At 39.3% G+C, this 22,561-nt stretch carries 16 protein-coding genes and 5 pseudogenes; 10 read left to right on the top strand and 11 right to left on the bottom strand.

Features of this window, described 5'->3' with window-relative positions; genetic code table 11:
* Positions 1–307: 307 nt before the first annotated feature.
* Together ABX891_RS20615 and cadR are read right to left on the bottom strand one after the other, a co-directional pair.
* Positions 308–529 carry a MerR family transcriptional regulator gene (locus ABX891_RS20615; protein WP_502936065.1) on the bottom strand — a complete coding sequence of 74 codons (222 nt, stop codon included), beginning with the start codon at positions 527–529 and terminating at the stop codon, positions 308–310.
* A gap of 53 nt (positions 530–582) precedes the next feature.
* Positions 583–970: pseudogene (gene cadR, locus ABX891_RS20540) on the bottom strand (Cd(II)/Pb(II)-responsive transcriptional regulator).
* 107 nt (positions 971–1,077) lie between these two features.
* Between cadR and ABX891_RS20535 the strand changes: the two are divergent.
* Together ABX891_RS20535 and ABX891_RS20530 are read left to right on the top strand one after the other, a co-directional pair.
* Positions 1,078–1,783: pseudogene (locus tag ABX891_RS20535) on the top strand (transglutaminase-like domain-containing protein).
* Positions 1,770–2,656: pseudogene (locus tag ABX891_RS20530) on the top strand (cation diffusion facilitator family transporter). The pseudogenes ABX891_RS20535 and ABX891_RS20530 overlap by 14 nt, the downstream one beginning before the upstream one ends.
* 83 nt (positions 2,657–2,739) lie before the next feature.
* Here the strand turns inward: ABX891_RS20530 and ABX891_RS20525 are convergent.
* The 6 genes and pseudogenes from ABX891_RS20525 to ABX891_RS20495 all read right to left on the bottom strand — a co-directional run bounded on the left by ABX891_RS20525 (position 2,740) and on the right by ABX891_RS20495 (position 9,490).
* A complete protein-coding gene (locus ABX891_RS20525) occupies positions 2,740–2,940 on the bottom strand; it encodes an efflux RND transporter permease subunit (RefSeq protein ID WP_354630529.1) in 201 nt (66 codons plus the stop codon).
* Positions 2,940–5,807: pseudogene (locus ABX891_RS20515) on the bottom strand (efflux RND transporter permease subunit). The gene ABX891_RS20525 and the pseudogene ABX891_RS20515 overlap by 1 nt, the downstream one beginning before the upstream one ends.
* A gap of 70 nt (positions 5,808–5,877) precedes the next feature.
* On the bottom strand, positions 5,878–6,774 hold the full coding sequence (locus tag ABX891_RS20510) for an efflux RND transporter periplasmic adaptor subunit (RefSeq protein WP_192532887.1): 897 nt from the start codon (positions 6,772–6,774) through the stop codon (positions 5,878–5,880).
* Positions 6,775–6,844: 70 nt separating this feature from the next.
* Positions 6,845–8,137: a TolC family protein gene (locus tag ABX891_RS20505; protein ID WP_354630517.1), complete on the bottom strand. Its 1,293-nt coding sequence runs from the start codon at positions 8,135–8,137 to the stop codon at positions 6,845–6,847.
* A gap of 73 nt (positions 8,138–8,210) precedes the next feature.
* Positions 8,211–8,582, bottom strand: coding sequence for a hypothetical protein (locus ABX891_RS20500; protein WP_354630516.1), 372 nt, complete (start codon positions 8,580–8,582; stop codon positions 8,211–8,213).
* 8 nt (positions 8,583–8,590) lie between these two features.
* Complete coding sequence (locus tag ABX891_RS20495; RefSeq protein ID WP_076920335.1) at positions 8,591–9,490, bottom strand: cation efflux transmembrane domain-containing protein; 900 nt, start codon at positions 9,488–9,490, stop codon at positions 8,591–8,593.
* Between the two features lie 166 nt (positions 9,491–9,656).
* On the opposite strand from ABX891_RS20495, the gene ABX891_RS20490 reads away from it, so the two are divergent.
* The 7 genes from ABX891_RS20490 (at position 9,657) to ABX891_RS20460 (ending at position 18,855) form a co-directional block, all read left to right on the top strand.
* A complete protein-coding gene (locus ABX891_RS20490) occupies positions 9,657–10,007 on the top strand; it encodes a hypothetical protein (RefSeq protein WP_028835965.1) in 351 nt (116 codons plus the stop codon).
* Positions 10,008–10,090: 83 nt separating this feature from the next.
* Complete coding sequence (locus tag ABX891_RS20485; protein WP_008468875.1) at positions 10,091–11,308, top strand: TolC family protein; 1,218 nt, start codon at positions 10,091–10,093, stop codon at positions 11,306–11,308.
* Between the two features lie 64 nt (positions 11,309–11,372).
* Positions 11,373–12,629, top strand: coding sequence for an efflux RND transporter periplasmic adaptor subunit (locus ABX891_RS20480; protein ID WP_002962258.1), 1,257 nt, complete (start codon positions 11,373–11,375; stop codon positions 12,627–12,629).
* An 11-nt stretch (positions 12,630–12,640) separates the two neighbouring features.
* Positions 12,641–15,841: an efflux RND transporter permease subunit gene (locus tag ABX891_RS20475; protein WP_004588883.1), complete on the top strand. Its 3,201-nt coding sequence runs from the start codon at positions 12,641–12,643 to the stop codon at positions 15,839–15,841.
* A gap of 711 nt (positions 15,842–16,552) precedes the next feature.
* A complete protein-coding gene (locus ABX891_RS20470) occupies positions 16,553–17,548 on the top strand; it encodes a tyrosine-type recombinase/integrase (RefSeq protein ID WP_121638758.1) in 996 nt (331 codons plus the stop codon).
* A gap of 9 nt (positions 17,549–17,557) precedes the next feature.
* On the top strand, positions 17,558–18,049 hold the full coding sequence (locus ABX891_RS20465; protein ID WP_010555478.1) for a hypothetical protein: 492 nt from the start codon (positions 17,558–17,560) through the stop codon (positions 18,047–18,049).
* A 383-nt stretch (positions 18,050–18,432) separates the two neighbouring features.
* Positions 18,433–18,855 (top strand): hypothetical protein, encoded by a 423-nt coding sequence (locus ABX891_RS20460; RefSeq protein WP_197184827.1) that lies wholly within the window; start codon positions 18,433–18,435, stop codon positions 18,853–18,855.
* Positions 18,856–19,324: 469 nt separating this feature from the next.
* Here the strand turns inward: ABX891_RS20460 and tnpB are convergent, their stop codons facing one another.
* Both tnpB and ABX891_RS20450 read right to left on the bottom strand, forming a co-directional pair.
* The gene (gene tnpB, locus ABX891_RS20455) at positions 19,325–19,522 is read right to left on the bottom strand and encodes an IS66 family insertion sequence element accessory protein TnpB (protein ID WP_354630528.1); all 198 of its coding nucleotides are present in this window, start codon (positions 19,520–19,522) and stop codon (positions 19,325–19,327) included.
* 336 nt (positions 19,523–19,858) lie between these two features.
* Positions 19,859–20,980, bottom strand: a complete 1,122-nt coding sequence (locus tag ABX891_RS20450) for an ISAs1 family transposase (RefSeq protein WP_354630527.1) — start codon at positions 20,978–20,980, stop codon at positions 19,859–19,861.
* Between the two features lie 233 nt (positions 20,981–21,213).
* On the opposite strand from ABX891_RS20450, the gene ABX891_RS20445 reads away from it, so the two are divergent.
* On the top strand, positions 21,214–21,588 hold the full coding sequence (locus ABX891_RS20445) for a hypothetical protein (RefSeq protein WP_354630526.1): 375 nt from the start codon (positions 21,214–21,216) through the stop codon (positions 21,586–21,588).
* Positions 21,589–21,647: 59 nt separating this feature from the next.
* Here the strand turns inward: ABX891_RS20445 and ABX891_RS20440 are convergent.
* Positions 21,648–22,169, bottom strand: a pseudogene (locus tag ABX891_RS20440) (IS3 family transposase); the annotation flags it as partial.
* Positions 22,170–22,561 lie beyond the last annotated feature (392 nt).

Here is a 22,561-nt window from a genome sequence, read left to right as displayed (position 1 = left end):
ACGACACGACGATGTTAGTGACCTTAATGCAGGGAAGCAGGCCGTGCCGCTAGCCAAACGCCCACTAGAGCCTACTCTGTCTAATATTTTATTTATCATTTTAAAGTCTATTGGTTGATATTACCATCATTCTAAACTCCGTATATAAGTACGGAGTCAATCATTTTAATGAATCAATTATGGGGCAATGTGTTGGATCTTCGTTTTGCATACAGGTATTTGTCATATCCCACAATTACTTTTCTCTAAACGTTGAAGGTCATTAATTTTGTCTCGAATGATTGCTAACTTTTGTCGGCTTAATAGCTCAACTTGAGTGCAGTATGCTGTCCATAGACATTAGCGATTTTATTTCTCTTAACGTAAAGCCGAGCGCTTTGGCTTTTGTGATAAACCTAAGTTGTCCTGCTATTGTTTCGTCATATTGTCTATAACCAGATATTGGTTTTTCAGGTTGTGTAATCAGCCCTTCTCGTTCATAAAAACGAATGGTTCTACATTTAAATTTAATGATTGTGCTAATTTGCAATGGTTTTCATTATTGCCTTTGTGAATACTTACTAATCTAAAGTTATATTTAGTTTAGCTATCCAATGATTTGATGATGCCGCACGCTTCAATTGTATTGTCTGAACCACAAGCACTTGCCATCTGTTGTAATTCAGCTTTAAGCGCCCTTAATTCTTTCATACGTTTATTCACTAGTGCAAGTTGCTGATCAATTAAGCATTAACGCTAGAGCAGCTTTCTTCTGGCCTTATTTTTTAATTCGATAAGACGTTTAATATCATTGAGTGATATATCTAGGCTGCGACAATGCTTTACGAATTCCAATTGTTTAAGTGCTTTACTATCATACAGCCTGAAATTACCTTCTGAACGGTTGGATTTAACAGTAATCCTTCTCTTCATAATATCTAATCGTTTGTATTGAACAGCCCGATTTTTTTGACAATTCGCCTATTTTCATCAATTTCCCCAGACATTTGACTCTATAGTTACTATAGGATCTATAGTATAGGTATGCAACGAAAGGGATATATAAAAATGACATGAGAAATATTTAACAATACGAATATCGTTAATTTTGAACACAAAGATATCCAATCCCTGATCGATCAACGAGGGTGGAAAAATTTGGATAATTTCAACAAAATTGGTGCCGCTTATCAGTTTGTAAAGATGAAATAATGTTTGGCCTTATAACAAGAGTGATGATATTTCAGCAAGCGATGTGCTAGCAGATGGTTATGGACAATGTAATACTAAGGGTAATCTGTTTAATGGCACTATTGCGTGGACTAGGTATCCAGTGTCGTTTCCAAGGTTTTACCATTGATCAGCAACTACAAAAAGGTGCTATCCCAAGCTATGTATTTTGGTTAGCACCTAAATACATCATTCATAGTTGGGTAGAAGTTTACTTTGAAGGGCGTTGGATAAACTTAGAGGGCTTTATATTGGATGAGCAATACTTAAGCTCACTACAGCAGAAATTTAGCCAAGCAAAAGATGAGTTTTGTGGTTATGGTGTTGCAACAAAGTGCTTATCTTCACCCGGTACGGATTGGCGTGGATGAGGATACCTATATTCAAAAAGAAGGTATTCATGACGACTTTGGGCTTTATGATTCACCAGATAAGTTCTATCTCGAAAAAGGGTACTAATCTATCAGGTGTAAAACGTTGGTTGTATCAACGAGTGATCCGACATTTGATTAATATGAATGTATCAAAAATAAGAAATAAAAAAGTACTGGAGGTACAAAATGCACAACCATAGTCACAGTCATCAGCATGGTAAAGACGACCGGATTGGTTGGGCATTTTTCCTTAATGTGATATTTACATTATCGAATTTATAGGTGGTTGGCTCACAAACAGTACGGCGATAATGGCGGATGCCGTTCACGATCTTGGTGATAGTCTTCAATAGGTTTTGCGTGGATTTTAAGTCGTTTTTCAGATAAAGAAGCATCAGACAAATTCAGCTATGGTTATCTCCGACTTACACTTTTTGGTGCATTGGTAAATAAGTATTGTTTTGATTATCGGCTCTATTTGGGTTTTATTTGAAGCAATACCTAAGCTGTCCAATCCTGAAATGCCTGTAGTTGAGGGGATGTTAGGGCTAGCCATACTCGGTGTTGCCGTAATGGTTATGCGGTATTCAAATTAAAAGCGGGTGAAACACTAAATGAAAAAGTGCTGACATGGCAACCTACTTGAAGATGTACTCGGTTGGGTTGCCGTTCTTATAGGTCTCTATTGTATTGTGTTCGTTGAACTGCCGGATATTAGATCCTCTATTATCAATAGGGTTTACGGCTGTTATCTTATTTAACGTTTTCAAAAATCTTAAATCAACATTGGTGCTTTTTCTTCAAGCTGCACCCGATAAAGAGACCCAAGAGCGTATTAAGCAGTCATTAATTGAATTTCCTGAAGTAAATGGTATACACCATATGCATTTTTGGTCACTGGATGGTGAAAGTCACGTTTTAACAGCGCACCTTGAGCGAGTGACAACTTTGACGTTAAAGAATTAATTAAGCTTAAACAAGAGGTTGCAGCTAAATTATCTTCCTATCATTTATCGCATACGACGATAGAGTTTGAGTTTTTAAATGAAAATTGTAGGGATGAAGCAGAGTAAGTTTTATCAATAAAATTTTGGAGCATACAATATAAAAAGCAGCTTAATTAGGCATAACTTAGTAATTAAGCTGCTTTTTTGCTTTAGATTTCGTCGGATTGCTGTTTGTTACTCTCAGCGCCATGCGCCCATTGATATAAAACAGGCAATACAAACAAAGTTAAAATGGTAGAAGATACAATACCGCCGATAACAACTGTTGCTAGTGGTCGTTGTACTTCTGCACCAATTCCAGTGTTTAACGCCATTGGAATAAAACCTAAACTTGCGACCAGTGCCGTCATTAAATAGGTCTTAAACGAATGATGGCACCTTCAATGATCGCTACGTATAGGTCGCCTTTTTCATGCCAAAGATCTCGAATAAAAGCCAACATAACCAAGCCATTTATACTGCGACACCTGACAATGCAATGAAGCCGACACCTGCCGAAATTGATAAGGGCATGTCTCTTAAATAAAGTGAAAATACGCCCCCTGTTAATGCTAAAGGCACGCCACTGAAAATGATTAATGCATCTTTTAATGAACCAAATGCTATAATCAAAATACCTAGGGATAACAACCAATGTTATCGGTACAACTAGGCTTAATCGCTTACTTGCTGATTCTAGTTGTTCAAACGTTCCACCATAATCAAGCCAGTATCCTGCTGGAATTTCTCCTTCCTGATTAATTTTAGCTTTAACTTCTTTTACAAAACCGCCTAAATCTCTACCACGAACATTGACGGTAACCACAACTCTTCTTTTTCCGTTCTCTCGGCTAATCTGCGCGGGTAAAGACTCTGATTTAAGCTCTGCAACTTCTTCAATTGGCACATAGTTACCATTCTCAAGTGGAAGCGGCAGATGCTTCAAAGCTATCGATATCCGTTCTTATTTGCTCTGGTAGGCGAACAACTAACTCAAACCGTCTGTCACCTTCATAAATGATCCCCGCAGATTCACCGCCAATCGCAGTGGCAACCCAGTCTTGCAATTCGGTAACGTTCAATCATACCTACCAAGCGCTTCTCGTTTAGGAATTACTGATAAAGATGGAACACCTGTGACCTGTTCCATTCGAGCATCAGCGGCACCATCCACGGTTTTCACAATATTTAGAATATCTTTTGCGGTAAGTAATAACCGATCCAAATCATCACCAAATATTTTGATGCCGACATCAGCTCTAACGCCAGAAATCAATTCATTGAAACGCATTTGAATAGGCTGAGTGAATTCATAGTTGTTGCCTGGAATGTTTTTCAGTACTTTTTCCATTTCTTCAACTAATTCACTTTTTGGTTTTGAAGGTTCGGCCCATTCTTTACGTGGTTTTAAAATAACAAAGATATCAGCAATACTCGGTGGCATTGGGTCGGTTGCTACTTCTGGTGTGCCAATGCGCGAGAATACTTTATCAACTTCAGGAAACGCTTTAATACGTTGCTCAAGTACTTCTTGCATTTCTACTGATTGCTCTAGGCCAGTCGATGGAATTCTTAATGCCTGTAGTGCAATATCACCTTCATTTAATTGAGGAACAAATTCTGTCCCAAGCGTAGTTGCTAACCAAAGGCTATACCCCATTAACAGCGTTGAGAATGAAACAATAATCCAACGAAATTTCATCGCCATTTTTAACAATGGTTCATAAATAGACTTGGTTGAACGAATAACTACACTTTCTTTTTCGCTGATTTTACCTTTCATAAACACAGCTACAGCAGCAGGAACCAGTGTAACTGAAAGGATCATTGCGGAAATTAACGCCATAACGACAGTTGCCGCCATAGGGTGGAACATTTTCCCTTCAACGCCAGTTAGCGTGAAAATGGGGATGTAAACAACAGTGATAATTGCCACACCAAACAAGCTTGGACGTATCACTTCTGAAGTGGCTTCAAAAACGGTATTTAGGCGTTCTCTTAAGTCTTGCCTATGACCGTTGTGTTGGGCCTGTGCTAACCTACGGACAGAGTTTTCAACGATGATTACAGCCCCGTCCACTATCAAGCCAAAGTCCAATGCGCCGAGACTCATTAAATTGGCAGATACTCCTGCTTGCACCATACCTGTGATTGTCATTAACATGGAAATAGGGATAACAGCAGCGGTAATGAGAGCTGCACGTAAATTTCCAAGTAGAATAAATAACACAACAATAACTAAAAGCGCACCTTCAACGAGGTTTTTGGTAACGGTTGCAATCGCTTTATCTACTAACGTTGTTCTGTCGTAAACAGGCTCTGCGGTAATGCCCTTTGGCAGAGATTTTTGTATTTCGCTGAGCTTATGTTCCACTTCTAAAGCAACGGTGCGAGAATTCTCACCAATCAGCATCATGGTTGTACCAAGCACTGTCTCAATGCCATTACGAGTAGCAGCCCCTGTTCTAAGTTCTTTGCCTATAGCAACATTGGCAACATCACTTATTTTTACAGGAATACCATCGTTCTTTTTGATGATGACATTGAGGATTTCATCCATTGTCGCAAGTTGCCCAATGGAGCGCACTAACACTTGTTGTCCGTTTTGCTCAATATAACCCGCGCCACGGTTATCATTATTTTTACGTAATGCATCAGAAACGTCTTCAAAGCTTACCTGATGAAAAAGTAATTTTTCGGGTTTCGGCGTTATATGATACTGCTTGTTATAGCCGCCGATGCTGTTGACCTCAATGACGCCTTTAACTTGAGCCAATTGCGGTTTAATGATCCAGTCTTGTATTTCTCTTAAGGCAATAGCGGTATAAGGCTCTCCATTAGGCATTTTAGCGTCAGGAGAAGCTTGTACGGTATACATAAATATTTCACCAAGCCCTGTGGAAATAGGACCCATCTCTGGCTCTAAGCCAGAGGGAATAACGCCTTTTATCGCAGCTAATCTTGCATTGATTAAGTTGCGTGCGAAATAAATATCGGTTCCCTCTTCAAAGATAACGGTCACCTGGGATAAACCATATCTTGAAAGAGAGCGGGTGTGAGACAGCTTTGGTAGTCCAGCTAATGCGTTTTCTACTGGAAAAGTTACCCTTTGCTCCGCTTCTAAAGGTGAATAACCGGGGGCAGAGGTATTTATTTGTACCTGTACGTTTGTTATATCTGGAACAGCATCAATGGGAAGTTTTTGATAACTCCACATACCAACGCCGATGATTACCATCAGCAAGCTTAATACTAAATAGCGCCTATTTATTGCAAGACGCAAAATTGATTCAATCATATTGCGTCTCCTAATCGTCGTCTTCTACTTCAGATTTCAAGATATCTGCTTTAATCAGATAACTGTTTTTGTTTACATATTCAGCGTCTTTACTGAGGCCATCAATGACCTCGATATAGTTTTTGTCTGAACGACCAAGGACAAGTGGTGCAAACTCGTACTCTTCATCTTCTTTTACAAAGACACCTAATTGTCCACCTAGCTCTTGTATGGCAACTTTCTCGACCGCTAAATCCACCTCAAATTGGTTTATCTTTACGTTGCCTTTTAATAATTGACCTGACGTTAGCTTTAACTCAGTGTTGTTTAATCGTACCCGTGCTAAAACATAAGGCTGATCTTTAGCTGGAATAATATTAGTGATGACTGAACTGAATGCGTGTTCACCTTGCTCAATATCAACATGCTGACCGACTTTGATTTGATTATATTGGCTGGTAAACACCTTAAATTCAGCCCACAAGGTGTCAAATTTGACGATTTCAAACAAGCTAGTGTTTTGCGTGATACCGCCAATATTTCCATTTCGCTGTAAAACAGTCCCAGAAACAGGCGATGTTATTTTATAAGTATTTAAGCTCTCATTAGATTCAATAACGGCTAATAGATCGCCTTTTTTTACCGTATCACCAACAGTGAAGTTTATTGTCTTTATAACGCCGTTATATCTAGCGCCAACTTGAAATAATTGTTCAGCGCCTATCGTCGTAGAGCCGTATACAGGGATAGTTTGGTTCAACGTTTTTGAAGCTAAATAGGCTGTTTCAACACCAACCTTTTTTGCCATGTTATTGTCGATTTTGCTTATGCCTTCTTCGCCTTCATGTTCATCTTCACTAGCGAAAACACTTTGAATGGGTGATAGATACCCAATAAAAATCAATAGTGCGAATAAATAGTTTTTCATTTTGAATTCCTAAACGATTCAGTTAATCACTGAATCAATAAATTGTTATTAAACTTAAAGTGATGTTTATTTAGAGTGACAGCGCTTCGTTTGTTAGTTTTTCTATCTCTGCGCCATAAATTAGGGCAGCAGATGCCGCGTCAATAAGGGTTCGCCGAGCATTTAACAGCTCTTGTCTAGCCGATACATAATCAAGATATCCATATCGACCTTTTTGATAGGCGTCTTGAGTATCTTCCAGTGCATCTTCAAGCATTGGGATAACCGACTGCTTTAATGAATTAGCTGTTAATATGGCTTGTTTTCTATTGGAGTATGCTCGTAGTAAGTGATTTCTAAATCTTAACTTAGTCACCTCTTTCTCTATGGCAACTTGGTCACGCTCTGCTAGCGCACTAGCGATTGCGCCAGAATTTCGCTTTTCAGCAAACAAAGGTAAGCTAAAGCCAGCGACCAGTGCCGTATCATTGGCTTCTTGAGAGCGCCTAACACCAACAGACCATTTGATATTGGCCGTTGACTCTGTTTTAGCCAACTGTAACTCGGCCTCTTTTAGTCGCTGCTCACTTGCATAAACTTGAATAGCAGGGTTTTTCTCTAATTTCGCAAAGAGACTACTAAAATCACTATCATTGCCAAACTGAAACAGATCTCCAGTTACTCTAGAGAATGACACTGATGTTTCTCCCCAGTAAGCTGATAAAGAAAGCTTTAGATATTCCAAGCGCTTTTGTTCAGATTGAAGGGTGAGGTTAGCCTGAGCAATAACTGCTTTTGAGCGTTTCACTTCAGCCTCAGGAGTAGCACCTGCGCGGTTACGCTGAGATACAATCTCTAAGGTTTCTTGTGCTAAGCTCAAAGCATTTTCTGCCAATATAACTCTTTGTTGGGCTGCAAGTACTTCCACGTACTTCTCAGTGACTTGAGCCATTAAATTAAGCGCAGAGACTTCTTTTTCAGCAGTGAGTAGTGTTCTTGATTTTGAAACAATTCCAATCCGCGCTGAGCGTTTATCTCCCATTTCGATAACCGAAGATAGAGCGACTGTTAATTCAGCACTGTCGAATGTATTAAATTCACCTGAGCCTGCAAAGTTCTCAGCTTCAAGCTCTAGTTCATAAGCAGGATTTAAACTTGCGATTTGTTCTCGTCCAATTAATGCCGTTTGCTTGAAATCAAATATTTTAAGTTCTGGATTTTGTTTAAGCGTCCACTGAATTGCCTCTTGAAGGTTTAACTGCTTCTCAAAGGCATAAACATTAAATGTAAAAAGTGACAAAGCGAGAAACGCGATATATTTAAGCCGAGGTGTTACACACCTTAAAATTGCTATCTTGCGATGCACACAGGTATTAAGTGCCATGTATACTTTCCTATAAATTTATATGTGATATTTAGGTCATTAACATTTGACCTTTCTTAATTTTCTATAAAATTTAGGCGTATTTAGCTGGGCGGAATGGCACCGAGATATAGCTTTTTAGCTCAGGAGAAACTAAGGCGTAGGTAAGGAAGTGATCTGTTGCTTGGAAAATGTTACAGGAAGAATCAGCATTTAAAAATAAGTGACAACAGCAACAAAAATTACAATTATCAATTGAAGAGTTGCTATTATTCACCTCAAGCATATTGGAGTCTTCTGGAGCTTTTAGCGGGGTAATAGACTTAGTTAGTGATGAACTAAAAGAACTTTCACTTAAGTTTATTTCAAGCTCTTCTAGCGAAAAAAACACAGACTGCACCGCGATTAAAATCATTATCACGTATGATATATTTGATTTGATATACGATGAGTGCATTATTTTCATTTCTCTGCTTAATACTTTAGCTGTAAGATGCGGCGAGCACCGTTTAAAACGACAAGAGCAATTATCAAACCAATCACTAAATCTGGATAACGGCTGCTAGTTACTGTAACTAATAAGCCAGCTAAGATTACACCTACGTTTGCGATTACGTCATTTGCGGAAAAAATCCAACTCGCTTTCATATGAGCGCCGTCTTCTTTGTTGCCAAATATTAAAAACAGACAAGCAATGTTAGCGATTAGTGCTATTCCACCAAATATCATCATTAAAGAAGAGATAGGTTCACTACCGTAAATAAAGCGTCTTACGACTTCACTCAAAGCACCTAGCGCTAGAATAATTTGAAGTACACCAGATATATGTGCCGCTCTAAGTTTCATGCTTATGCTTTTACCGACAGCATATATAGCTAAACCATAAACAGCAGCATCAGCAAACATATCTAATGAGTCGGCAATAAGGCCAGCAGATTGCGCAATAATCCCAGCAATTACTTCTATAAAAAACATGACTCCATTAATGGCTAACAACCATTTTAGCGTTGATGCTTCTTTCATCTCATTTTTTTGGGCTAGATCTTTTGCTTTTGCAGCTTCGGTGCTGCAACTTTCTTTAGTTGATGCCAACTCTGCACCGAGATTGAGTTGTTGTAATTTTTTTGTTATCTCATCTAAATTTTCATCATGAAAAACCTTGACTAAACTGCTAGGAATATCAAATTGCAACCCAACTGAAGGCTCAATTGAGTCAAGTGCTAACCTAATCAATCTCTCTTCTGAAGGACAGTCCATTTGAGGTACTTTAAATGTACTGACAAACGCGCCACTATAGTTATCTAATTGTGTATCAATTTTTACATCTTCATTGGTAGAAGATGATTGACACTGACCACTACATTTTTCTGACATATTTAACATTCCGTAATAATATTAAAATAAGTATAAAATCTATAGTGGCTATAGAGTCAAATAAAAAAATTATTTAATGTAAAAGCGTGGAAACTGAATTGAAAAGCTAGTTTAAGAAAATAGTTTCTGCTAGTATTCTAAATACTATATTTAACTGGTGATAACTTTGAACCTTAATGTTGTACTAAAAATGCTCTTGGTTATTTCGATTGTTTTACAATCGTTAACTGCTGTAGCATCCTCAACATCTGAGAATCACCAAATAGATATAGAGCACCTTCAAACTCAACATGATCATGCAGATGATCGAAATGTCTCAAATGATAATGTAGGTGATGAGCAGCATAATGAAAAAGATTGTCATCACTGCGGACATTGCAGTGGCAGCCACTTATCTTGGATTTTAGTCAGTAATTCAAATACCACGGGCAAACTAAACATTATCAATAAAACGCCTTATCAAATTGATCAAACAAGTACCTTTCTTGAAGCGATACTTCGTCCGCCTATTTCTTAATTAGATTAATTTTTAATGACCTATTTATCCTTTAATAATGGATAAAGGTTTCGTGTTTATTAATTTTAAAATTAAGAATTTTTATGTATATATATTTAAAAAATGCAGGTTTAGTCCTGTCTTTATGTATGGCTGTGAGTTTTTCAGTTGCCACTTATGCCAAACAGAAAAGTATTTCATGGCTAGATAGTCAAATAAATAAAGATCCCGAAGTTGTTGCGGCTAAAGAGTTACTTAATGCAAGTAATCATAGAGCCAAGAGCTTAACTAAAGCCGTATATAACCCAGAGCTTGAAGCAAGCTATGAAAAAGAGGGTGATTTTGATAATTATTCTATTGGTATCAGTCAAACGATTGATTTTTGGGATAAGCAATCAGCAAATAAAAGCATTGGTGAAATTGGTGTTTATGCAAACCAGCAACAATTGTTATCTCTACTCGATTCTAAAAAGGCTAACGCTTTAACTGCAATAGTTAATTGGCAAGCAGCAAAAAAGGTGGCTCAGTTACTTTCAGTAAGAGAAAATCAATTACAAACGCTCGTTGGAATTATTGAAGATAAGCGAAAAGCAGGACTTTTAGAGCCACTTGACGCTGAACTGGTTTATTTAAACTTGTCCCAAGTTTTCAGTGAAATATCTGAGTCGCAAATTGCTTTGAAAAATGCAGAGGTAAATGTTCAGGAGTTATTGCCTGATTGGACGCCTAATACTACCAATTTGTTTTCATTTACTTTTGGAGCAACAAACTATTCATTTAACTCTCAGTGGGTTGAGGAACATCCAAAAGTTAAACTCGCTAGAGCGCAATGGAAGATAAAACAATCTAAAGCTCAACTAACCACTATGGAATCTAAAGCCAATCCAACCATTGGAGTTAACGCAGGGAAAAGTGGAGATGAAGACTTGATTGGCGTGACTTTCTCAATGCCTTTAAATATCAGAAATAACTATTCAGATACTGTTAAAGCCGCTTATTCAGAAGCAATTGCAGCAGAGGCTAACTTTCGGTCGGTTTATCGAAAGCAGTCATTTGAAGCAAAAGCTAATTATGAATCGCTTATTGTCAGTAAAAAATATTATGAGCAATGGCAAAAACTGACAAAAGGCAGATTAGATAGCAGCGAAAACTTATTAAATAAGCGCTGGGAAGCTGGTGACATTAATACTTCTGACTACTTACTTGCATTAAATCAACGTGCGGAAGGGCTTCATGCAGGAATACGTTTGGAAAATCAATTCAAGCTTGCAGAAATATCCTTCATTTTAAGTATGGGTCAGTTATCCAAATTTGAGATTTGAGCGCTTTGTTTTTTCAGTAGCGAAAAACGAAATCTTAAATTTATTAAAAATATAGGTTACAAAAATGAATACAGTAATTAGTAAAAAATTTTTAGCCGTAGTAATTAGCTGCCTGTTAGTTGGGTTTACTACAAATCATGATGCTTTTGCACAGTCGTCAGATGGAACTGGTTCTGTCACAAACGTTTCGAAACAAGAAGAAAAAGAACATCAAGATGAGCATGAACACGAAAAGGGACATGAAGAAGATAAAGGTGACCATGACGAGCACGGCCATGAAGGTGGTAATAAAGAGGGAGAAGAAGGACATGAAGAAGGTATCACTATTGATCCAAAGAAGATGTCGCTTGCTAACATTAAAGTGGAAAGTGTTAAGCCTGAATATCAATTTAGCTCCGTATATGCACCTGGCGAAATAAAAGCTAATGGCTATAAAAGTTATGTGGTATCACCACGTACAGAGTCAGTCATTATCAGTCGCCATGCAGCGCTTGGCGAGTATGTAGAAATAGGTCAGAAGTTAGTTACATTATTTAGTGAAGCAATGGCACAAGCACAAGCTGACTATTTAATCGCTTCAACCGAATGGCAACGTGTAAAAAAGCTGGGTAATAAGACGGTGAGTGAAAGTCGATTATTACAAGCTGAAACAACATACAATGCGAGCTATGGCAAGCTCATTGCTTTAGGGTTAACTGAAAAAGCAATAAATGGTATTTCTAACAAAGACATTAAAGCATTTGGACAATATGCATTAACGGCGCACCGTGAAGGTGTCGTGCTTCAAGACGACTTTATCCAAGGGCAACGTGTTGATGCTGGGGATTCAGTCATGTTGTTAGCTGATGAAAAACAACTATGGGTTGAAGCAAAAGTTTCTCCAAATAAAAAGCTAAATTTATCAATTGATTCTCCTGCGGTACTTAAATTAGAAGGCCAGAGTTACAATGCCAAAGTTATCCAAGAAGCCCATACAATTGATCCCGTAACTCGTACAAGAATTATTAGATTGGGGGTACAGAATGCTGATGATAACCTTCATTCAGGTATGTTTGTAAAAGTTTACTTTCAGTTTGCCACAAAGCAGAAAGTGATGGCTGTGCCAGAAGAAGCATTGATCCGCAGCGCAGATGGTGATTGGACCGTATTTGTCGAAGACCACCCTGGAGAATTTAAAGCTGTAGAAGTAGAACTAGGCCGAGCCTTAGGTGATTTTAGGGAAATCATTGGCCTTGATAGTGGGACGCGAATTGTAACCAAAGGCGCATTTTTTGTTGCTTCTGAAATCGCTAAAGGCGGATTTGATCCGCATAACCACTAAGGAGCAAGACTATGTTTAATAAAATAATAGATTGGTCTGTTAATAATAGACTCCTGATTTTGATTGCGCTGTTTGCCACAATTGTCGGCGCAATTATGGTTATACCAAAACTAAATTTAGATGCCTTTCCTGATGTTACTAATGTTCAAGTTGCTGTAAATACTGAAGCGCCAGGACTAGCTGCTGAAGAAGTTGAACAACTCATTACGTACCCCATTGAAGCGGTCATGTATGCCTTACCTGATGTAGAACAAGTGCGCTCAATTTCTAAAACAGGCTTGTCTGGCGTCACGGTTGTTTTCAAAGAAGGCACCGACATTTACTTTGCAAGACAACTTGTATTTGAGCGTCTTCAAGCCGCAAAAGAACTGATACCAGAAGGTGTCGGCACACCCGAAATGGGGCCAAACACCTCAGGGCTAGGCCAAGTATTTCAGTACCTTCTTATTTCAGATAAAGATGCAGGCTATGATGCTATGGCACTCAGGAGTCTCAATGATTGGGTAGTAAAATTACTCGTTATGCCTGTCGATGGTGTTACTGATGTACTCTCCTTTGGAGGTATTGTTAGGCAGTACCAAGTAAATGTAGATCCATCTAAGCTTCTTTCTTATAACCTAACGCAAGAAGACGTTGTTGGTGCCCTAGATAACAACAATGCCAATGTTGGCGGATGGTATATGAACCGTGGGCAAGAGCAGCTTGTTATTAGAGGTGCAGGTTGGTTTGAAAGTGGTGACGCTGGTATTAGTAATATCAAACAAGTTCCCGTCAAAACAGTTGATGGGACAGTTGTGACGGTTTCGGATATTGCTAAAGTTGAAATGGGCAGTGAAATTCGTCAAGGTGCTGTCACAATGACGCGCAAAACCGAAGACGGTAAAGTCGAAAATTTAGGTGAAGTTGTCTCTGGCATTGTCTTAAAACGCATGGGGTCTAATACTAAAGCCACCATTGATGGTATCAATGCAAGAATCCCATTGATTAATCAAGCATTGCCTAAAGGTGTTCGCTTTGAACCATTTTATGATCAGGCTGATTTGATTGAAAAAGCCGTTGATACAGTAGTTGATGCACTATTACTAGCATTTATTTTCATCTGTATTGTATTAGCACTATTTTTAATGAATATACGTGCAACCTTCCTTGTCCTAATATCTATTCCAATTTCAATTGGTATCGCGTTAATGATCATGGCTTGGTGGGGCATTTCTGCAAACCTTATGTCATTGGGTGGCATTGCCGTAGCCATTGGTATGCTAGTTGATGGTTCAGTCGTGATGGTTGAAAACATGTTTAAGCATTTAAATAGACCAGACTCTACCCATTTAAAAACTGTAAAAGAAAGAGTGCCTAGTGCTGATACTGATCCACATGATGTAGAACAAGATGAGCATGGTATTAAGTTACGTCTTCAAAATGCGGGTAAAGAAGTGGCTCGTCCCGTATTTTTTGCAGCTTCTATTATTTTAGTCGTATTTACGCCTTTATTTAGCTTTGAAGGTGTTGAGGCAAAGTTATTTCAACCTATGGCAATAAGCATCATTTTAGCTGTTATATCTGCTATTGTGGTTGCGTTGTTTGTTGTACCCGCTTTAGCTACTTATTTATTTAAGTCAGGTGTAAAAGAGAGGGAAAGCTTTGTTCTTAGGCCATTAGACAAACTCTACAGAAAAGGGCTTACATTCGCACTAAAACGCACCAAATTAGTCATTTCAGCCGCACTTATATTAGTTTTCTCTGCCTTTGCATTAGTTCCATTAATTGGTACTGAATTTGTACCTGAGTTAGAAGAAGGGACGATAAACTTAAGAGCAACGCTTGCACCTTCTTCCAGTTTAGATACCGCGCTCACTGTGGCACCAATTCTAGAAGAAAAACTAATGGCTTTCCCTGAAGTAACCTATGCATTAAGCCGAATTGGTCGAGCAGAAATAGGTGGAGACCCAGAGCCTGTGAATAACATCGAAATTTACATAGGGTTGAAGCCTGTTTCTGAGTGGACCAGTGCATCTAATCGATATGAACTTCAAGGAAAAATGGAGAGATCTTTAGAAGAATTCCCTGGGTTGCTACTCAACTTTTCTCAACCTATTGCGACTCGTGTCGATGAGCTACTATCTGGTGTTAAGGCTCAGTTGGCGATAAAGTTGTTTGGGCCTGAACTTGAGGTACTGGCGGCTAAAGGTCAAGAAATAGAAACAGCAATTAAAAACATTGAAGGTGCAAGGGATGTTGCATTGGAGCAAATTGCTGGTGAAGCGCAATTGGTGATAAGTCCTAACAGGCAAGAACTATCACGCTTTGGATTGTCTGTGAGTGACATAATGGAGGTTGTGCGTGATGGTATTGGTGGTGTTGAAGCCGGACAAATAATCAATGGTAATGAACGTTATGATATTTACGTTCGCATAGAGGAAGAGTACCGAAGTAACAAAGAAGCTATTGCTGATATTCGGCTTCAATCACCTACTGGTGCTTGGGTGCGGCTGGGTGACGTAGCCTCAGTCTCATTTGAGTCAGGCCCACCACAAGTTAGACGCGATGATGTACAACGAAGAGTCGTTATCCAAGCAAATGTACAAAATCGAGATATGGGAAGCGTGGTTGCCGATATCAGAACGGTAATTGCTGAAAAGGTTGACTTACCTTCAGGTTATTCTGTTTCGATTGGCGGCCAGTTCGAAAGTCAAAAACGTGCTCAAAATAGGTTAGCTATAGTTGTACCTTTATCGTTAGCACTAATCGCACTACTACTTTACTTTGCCTTTGGTTCTGTTGGTCAAGCTATGCTGATATTGGTCAACGTGCCGCTTGCTGTAATTGGCGGAGTTTTCTCCTTATATTTATCTGGACAATACTTGTCTGTACCAAGCTCCGTTGGCTTTATTACCTTATTTGGTGTAGCGGTATTGAATGGGGTCGTTATGGTAGAAAGTATCAACCAACGTATTAAAGACGGTCTAGAAGCATCTAAAGCCGTTTTTGAAGGCGCTACTTCAAGATTAAGACCTGTACTTATGACTGCTATAACATCAGCTTTAGGTTTGATACCGATGTTAATGTCTAATGGTGTTGGTGCAGAAATACAGCGCCCATTAGCGAGTGTTATTGTTGGCGGCTTGGTAACTGCAACACTGTTAACATTATTTGTTTTACCTGTTTTATATCGCTGGTTTTCAGAGAAAAAAATAAAAGAGCTATCCAGATAAAATTACTGTGAACTCTAACCCCACGCTAAAGTCACGTTTAGCGTGGGGTTATTGAGTAGATGAACGAAAAGAAAGATTAGATTTAACAATAAACTAATAGTCATGACTGCTTTGTCGGAATATTTGTCGTTAAACAGGCCAAAGCTAACTTCCGCTTTCGTATCTTTGCAGTCTTAATCTCTATGTGTCTCAAGGTCGGATTATGGCACAGAGCCGTCCTTCAGCTCTAACTCATTTTTGTCCAAAAGTGAGTTTCAATCTTTGTTGTCACAATTTATCTTTGGGTAGGCACGTTGATTGAATCTAAGTTTTGACCTTTATTGTCGTACATACCTTCTATTGACACGAAAGGAACAGACTGGGAAGGCTAAAAAGTTTCAAACATTATTGCCTTCCGACAAGTAGTAAACAGGCAAACCAGCGTTGCTACGGGTGGACTTTATTGTCTCTACAAAAACCTAATATTTATGAGTACAGTTATAATTTCTCTACTTATTAAAATGACCCTTTTAGAAAGTAGAGCCTGTGATATAATAAATATCGAGTCAACACCATCAGAATTTAAAATTAGAAGCTGTAATTTAGGTAGTGATACTGAGCAAAATAAACACAGATAATATGTCCGTACTTCATTATGTAGGGTTGTTCTAAACACACAAACTTAAACTAAGTATGGAGCAAAAGCACAAAGTTACTTTGAGGCATCAAAAAATGCACGAACAAAACAAAGATGAAAATACCGAAGTCACATTTCTCCCTGCAGAGCGTACTTTTGAAGTATTAAGTGCGGAGGCTGCTGGCACTGGTGTAAATGGTATTGAAAAAAATCCTGCTGTTTCATACTTAATGGGCTTAAGGGCTGAAAGTAGCCGGCTAGCCATGAGGTCGTTTTTAAACAACATAGCTAAAATGATGGGCTATCATGATTTAAGAACCTGTCCTTGGGGTATGCTTGAGCGGCACCATGTACAGGCAGTTTTGACCATGCTCACTGATGCGGGAAAAGCACCGGCCACTATAAATAATTACTTGGCGGCAATAAAAGGTGTAGCCGTAGAGGCATGGACACTTAAGCTTATTAGCACCGATACTTACCAACATATCAAGTTAGTTAAGTCGGTTAGAGGGTCAAGAATACCTAAAGGTAGAGCCCTGGCCCCTGCTGAAGTTAAGAAATTATTTTTCACATGTGAAAGTGATAAGTCTGCTATTGGGGTTAGAGATAACGCTATTTTATCTGTTTTAGTCGGGTGCGGATTACGAAGAGCTGAAGTTGTATCCCTTGATTTTTCTCATTATAACCGGCATAACCGCTCGCTAAAAGTGCTAGGTAAAGGTAATAAAGAGCGCATGGCCTACTTGCCAGATGGCGCATTTCAAAGGCTTGAAAGCTGGATTGAGGAAGTGCGAAGTGATATTCCAGGGCCACTATTTAGTCGTGTTCGTAGATACGATGATGTTACCTCAGAGCGCATGACTAGCCAGGCAATTTACCATATTTTAAACAGTAGATCTGTCGAGGCCGGTATAGAAAAGTGTGCCCCGCATGACCTAAGAAGGACATTCGCTTCGTCAATGCTAGAGAACGGCGAAGATCTAATTACAGTTAAAGATGCAATGGGCCATGCAAGCTTAGCAACAACGCAAAAATATGACTTTAGGGGTGATGAACGCCTAAGAGCAGCGAGTAAACGCTTAGATATTTAGGGGGGAAGAATGTCACAACAGAACAATTTTGGTGAAGCACTTACATTTTATGCAGATAGGCACCCAGAACCATTAAAGCGCACAGCTATGAACGTTCAGTACACATCTAGTCGGCTTGGCTTGCAGACGTTAAGTATTGAAATGACTACTATTAACTCCCCTGGTGAATCACCAGACTGGGCAAGTAAAACGATAATTCAGTTGACTAAAAGCGAGTTAACCGGGTTGTGCGGCGTGTTATTTGGCTTGAAAAGCGAAGTAAAAGCTTCATTTCATGGCGAGAATAAAAACAAAGGGATGGCAGTTTATAATAATGGTGCACAGGGGGCTGCTGTCACTATTTCAGTCGCTGGCCGACACTTACATCACTTTTTATCACCCGATGATAGACTTGAATTAGGGGTTTTTACTTTACGCAGATTGTCGGACGCATGGAAAGTTACACCGTCTGATACCTTAGCAATATTACGTCAAAATGAGTTGATAAGAAGAAGCCAGTAATGAAAGACATTCCTTATGTGGGTAACTATCATATCGGAGGACAATAAAGTTCGAAACTTTTCGATGCTATTTGTCGCAGTCTGCCTTTTGTTCTAACAAGCTTTTGCCCCAAACGTGTTAAAGTAATTACTTTATAGGACGGCTTTGAGCGACAACCGGACGCTGAAAAATTCGTAGCATCATCCAAAATGCGAGACCCGTCATTGAAACTCTATCATTTGGTAAAAATGATATTCTTATTTTATAGGGACAATTGAAACCAACGACGAACATAAATCATCACTGGCTTTTAAAATTAAAAGGTACAACTCAGTTTAATATATGTAATTATTGAATAACGACCATTTTATAATGGAAATTTTTAGCTAATAAAGGATTGATGAATGGCTCTTCTACGAATTTTTTTCACTGTTATTTTTGTTATATCTATCTCAGGATGCATAGGTGCAGGTGTTGTGTACTCTTATGATGAGGAGGTGAGTGTTTCTTTAACTAAATCAGAAGTAAAAAAGCAATTTGGTGAACCTTTAAAAGTAAAATCTGACCAAAAGAAAGAAGTTTGGTATTACAAAGCCAAAGACGAAAGCGTTAATGGTTTTTTTATTGGCCTTGGTATACCATTACCGCTATTTATTTTTCTAGATGAAAAACTTATCGTTGAGTTTGAAGGCGAAACAGCAACGAAATTGATATATAAAAATTCACAGCAAAAAACAGTTGGCGCATTTTGCAAGTTTGTACCAGCTCTGCACCATGGTCCAAATACTTGGTCTTGCCATTTGGGTACTAAATCTGGAGGGGTCTAAGTAATATCTTCCGTTCATAATAGCGATATTATAAATCATGAAACTACTGGTCTTAGAATTGGATTAGTTGATTTTGCTCAGCTTTCACAATCGTCCGCTTCTGGCACAGAGCCGTCATTCGGCTCTGAAACGTTTTTGTCCATCGACGATTTATCAATATAACTCACCTTTGCCCCAAAACAACTTAACGTAAATGCTCTAGAGTCGACTTTGAGCGAACTAAGGAAGTTACCAAAATTATAACAAGCGAGCCACTAGATAGTTTCATTAAATCAAATGGTTAAGCAGATTAATTGCTCGGGCTAGCGGCTTTTTTACGTGTAAAATATTATTGCTTAGGTAAATTTAGGTGTAATGAATACATAATAACCCGATAACAACCAATGCAGTTGTTGTTCAGTTAATACAAACCTCGCTCACTCACTTTACTTGGCCATTTGAGCCGCTGCTTTTCAAGGCGCTTGTACCACTAAGCAAAACCGCATTTATCCCAATAGAGCAGTTTGAGCTTATTCTTAGCTTTATTACAAAACACGAATAACGCCCCCGTGCAGGCATCACGATCAAGCTTTTGTTCAACGATGGCGCCAAGGTGAACAATAGATTTACGAAAATCAACAGCGTCACGTTGCAAAAATACGTCTCTTGGCTCAAAGAAGATACTCATTAAGCAAACCCACTTAGCACGTTAGCCAACTAGCACTAGTAAGTAGTGGCTGGCAAGCTACTTTTATCTTTCGTACAGTAATTGATATGTCACCTTGCCCACAAATTATCTCAACTTGCTGAGTAACTCTGGCTTTAAAAAGTTAGTTGGTGATAATTCGTTTTGTTGGCAATAATCGACAACTGTTAAACCACTTGCTTGTTAATCTTTAATAATAGCTCGCTATTGTTCCTTAATGCGCATTACTCTCATACTTATCTCCTCAATTAAATTTGAGAATAACATAGCTGAGATCTAATATTAGGGACAGATACAGGGCAACCGCATGAATGCTCATTAATCAGCCATGCTGCAGAAACCCGCTGTTAGCACAGCTTCCAGATAGCTGGCTTTCATCCAAGCCCGTTTTTGTTTAGCTGGTATGCTGCCCTTTGATGGCTCAGCACGCAACATGTTTAGCGCCAAGTGGCGCAGCATCGACCAGTTTTCGGCACCGTGGTTCTGGTGTATTTGATAGTCGTCTTCACCCATGCCGACATCCAGTACCCAATGCAAGCTATTCTCTACAGTCCAGTGAGAGCGCACTGCTTCGGCGAGTTGCTTCTCACTCAAAGACGCGGAGCTAATATGGTAACGATACGTCAACTCGGGCGCTTTTCCTTGTTGTTGGCGGAAGCTCATGCTCATGCCGAGCGTTTTTAGCTCAGGCCATTGCGGGAACGCTTTGCTCACGTCACCAGCGCTTAACACATGGTATGTTCGAGCTTCTATGCGACCCCGCTTTTGCTCGAAGATTAAGCCACCAAGTGGTGCTCTGCGTGTCTCAGCAAACGCATCTTCCACTGCTTTGCTGAGCTTGCCCTGATTGCTTTTGAGCGTGAACAGGTAATCACCACCTTGCTCGACTATTTGCTCTGCAATGCTGGTCTGACAGCCCATGGCGTCAATTGACACCAAGGCACCTTGAACATCAAGTAACTGAATAAGCTCAGGAATCGCCGTGATTTCGTTCGATTTCTTCGAAGTTTTTACCTGACCCAACACCACTTTATTGGCACACGCAAACGCATTGACCATGTGTATCGTGGATTGACGGTCACCGCGCTGGTAGGAGCTTCGCAGCGTTTTACCGTCAATCGCAATCAGCTGTCCTTCGGTGCTTTCGTGCACAGCCTGCATCCAGTTAATAAAGCAGGCTCTAAACTGCTCTGGGTCGATACGCGAAATGGTACGGGCAATGGTGTCATCAACGGGGACGCCCTCGCGCAGGTAATCATGCTGTTGAAACCAGTCAATATGGCCATCGGCATAATCGCGGATCTCGCTCCAGCCTTCGGCCCCAGCGACAACACCACACAAGGTGATAAATAAAATATCCTCAAGCGGATAAGTAACTTTTGCTGATTGACGATTGTCAGATAACTCGCCAAAGTGTGCGGTAAAGGCTTCGATATACATGGCTTTACTCCCCGAAAAGAGAGTATAAGATCACGACTACACTGGATCGTCAAACTGATCGTTTAGCTTTCGCTCAGGTGGTTAAGAAATGTTCACGATCTCGCCCTGGGGACAGATATTGTTCGCTAGACGCTTACGGTCATAGAAGGGCTTAATCTAAACTTGATTAAATCACCCGTACCAAGTTACTATTAAGGGTACTTATATTTAAACCTTTAGCGGTTGGTTAACTTATGAATTTCTCTACTAAATTTTTATCTACCTCTTTAACAATTTTGGTTTTAATGGGGTGTGAAAGTGATATGGAAAAGCTTTATAGCGTAGATGTTGAAGTAAAACATAATAGTGAAACAATGTTTGAGTCAACAGCATCTGTGAAAGAAGAAACTTTATATAAAGAAGAGAAGGAAAACTGTAAATTAACTTTGTTGCTATCTAAAGCGAACGAAGTAAGTATGCAAATCGAATCTGAGCTTGAGTGCTTCAAAGGTGCTCTAACTTTAACTCCTTCGTTTGTTGTGAGGGAAGGTGAAAGTGCTACATTGGAGGTTGGTGAGGAAAATAATTCATACTCTTATAGTGTACGTGTAACTGAGAACGCAAATTAAATTGTCACATGTGAAAAAACTATGTGGGATATGTCCCGTCCTGAAATAGGTTGACGGTTTTAATGAAAGACTTGGTGCGAAAGCGCCAGGTCTTTTTTATGCACTTGATTTGGTGTTTTCATATCCAAACTTAAGCGCGGTCGCATTTCATTGTATATAAATATCGATTCTTCAACGAGCTGTTTTAACTCTGCCATATTGCGACATTTATACAGTAAAAACTCTTGCTTTAATATCCCGTTAATACGCTCTGCTAATGCGTTTTGATAACAGTCATACCCATCGGTCATCGATGGTCTAATGCCCTCTTTTAATAGCGCATTTTGATATACTTCAGATCAATATTGTAAACCTCTATCTGAATGATGAATGGCATCACGTTTATATACGCGTTGCTTAATTGTCATTTCTAATGCTCTGACTACATCGGTTGCTTTCATTTCATCACTCAGCTCATAACCCATTATTTTTCGACTGTAAGCATCAGTGACTAACGATAGGTAATGCACGCCTTGCGCCGATTTTACGTATGTAATGTCACTAACGAAGACTTCCTCGGCCGCAGTAGGCAATGTATTAGGCTCTACCTTCGAAGGGACATACTCTCGTAAGATAAATGAAAGCTCCCAAAATACACTCCTAGGACTAGGCGGAAATAAGAATACGGCATGCATAGGTTATTACTCAGATAAAGATGGGGAAATTAAGGTGCTGTCTAAAAAGCTAAAAGACGATTTTAGCTTACGCTTATCTCCGAAAAAAACCTAATTTCAGCGTCCGCTCATGGCACAGAGCCGTCCTTCGGCTCTAACTCATTTTTGTCCAGAGGCGGGTTATGTATTTAACTCGCCTTTGCCCCAAAGTGAGTTACAATTCAAATTTTACTAATTAAGAGTGCACGGTAAGTTTTGCATTCAAAACAAATGTGTTGTTTGTATTAACTAAAATAAAGCGGTAGCTCACTCATAATTCA

It is taken from the genome of Pseudoalteromonas sp. NCIMB 1079, assembly GCF_040567695.1.
GTDB lineage: Bacteria > Pseudomonadota > Gammaproteobacteria > Enterobacterales > Alteromonadaceae > Pseudoalteromonas > Pseudoalteromonas distincta.
Note: the sequence above shows the minus strand (reverse complement) of the source record. Positions and strands in the feature narration are given on the sequence as shown.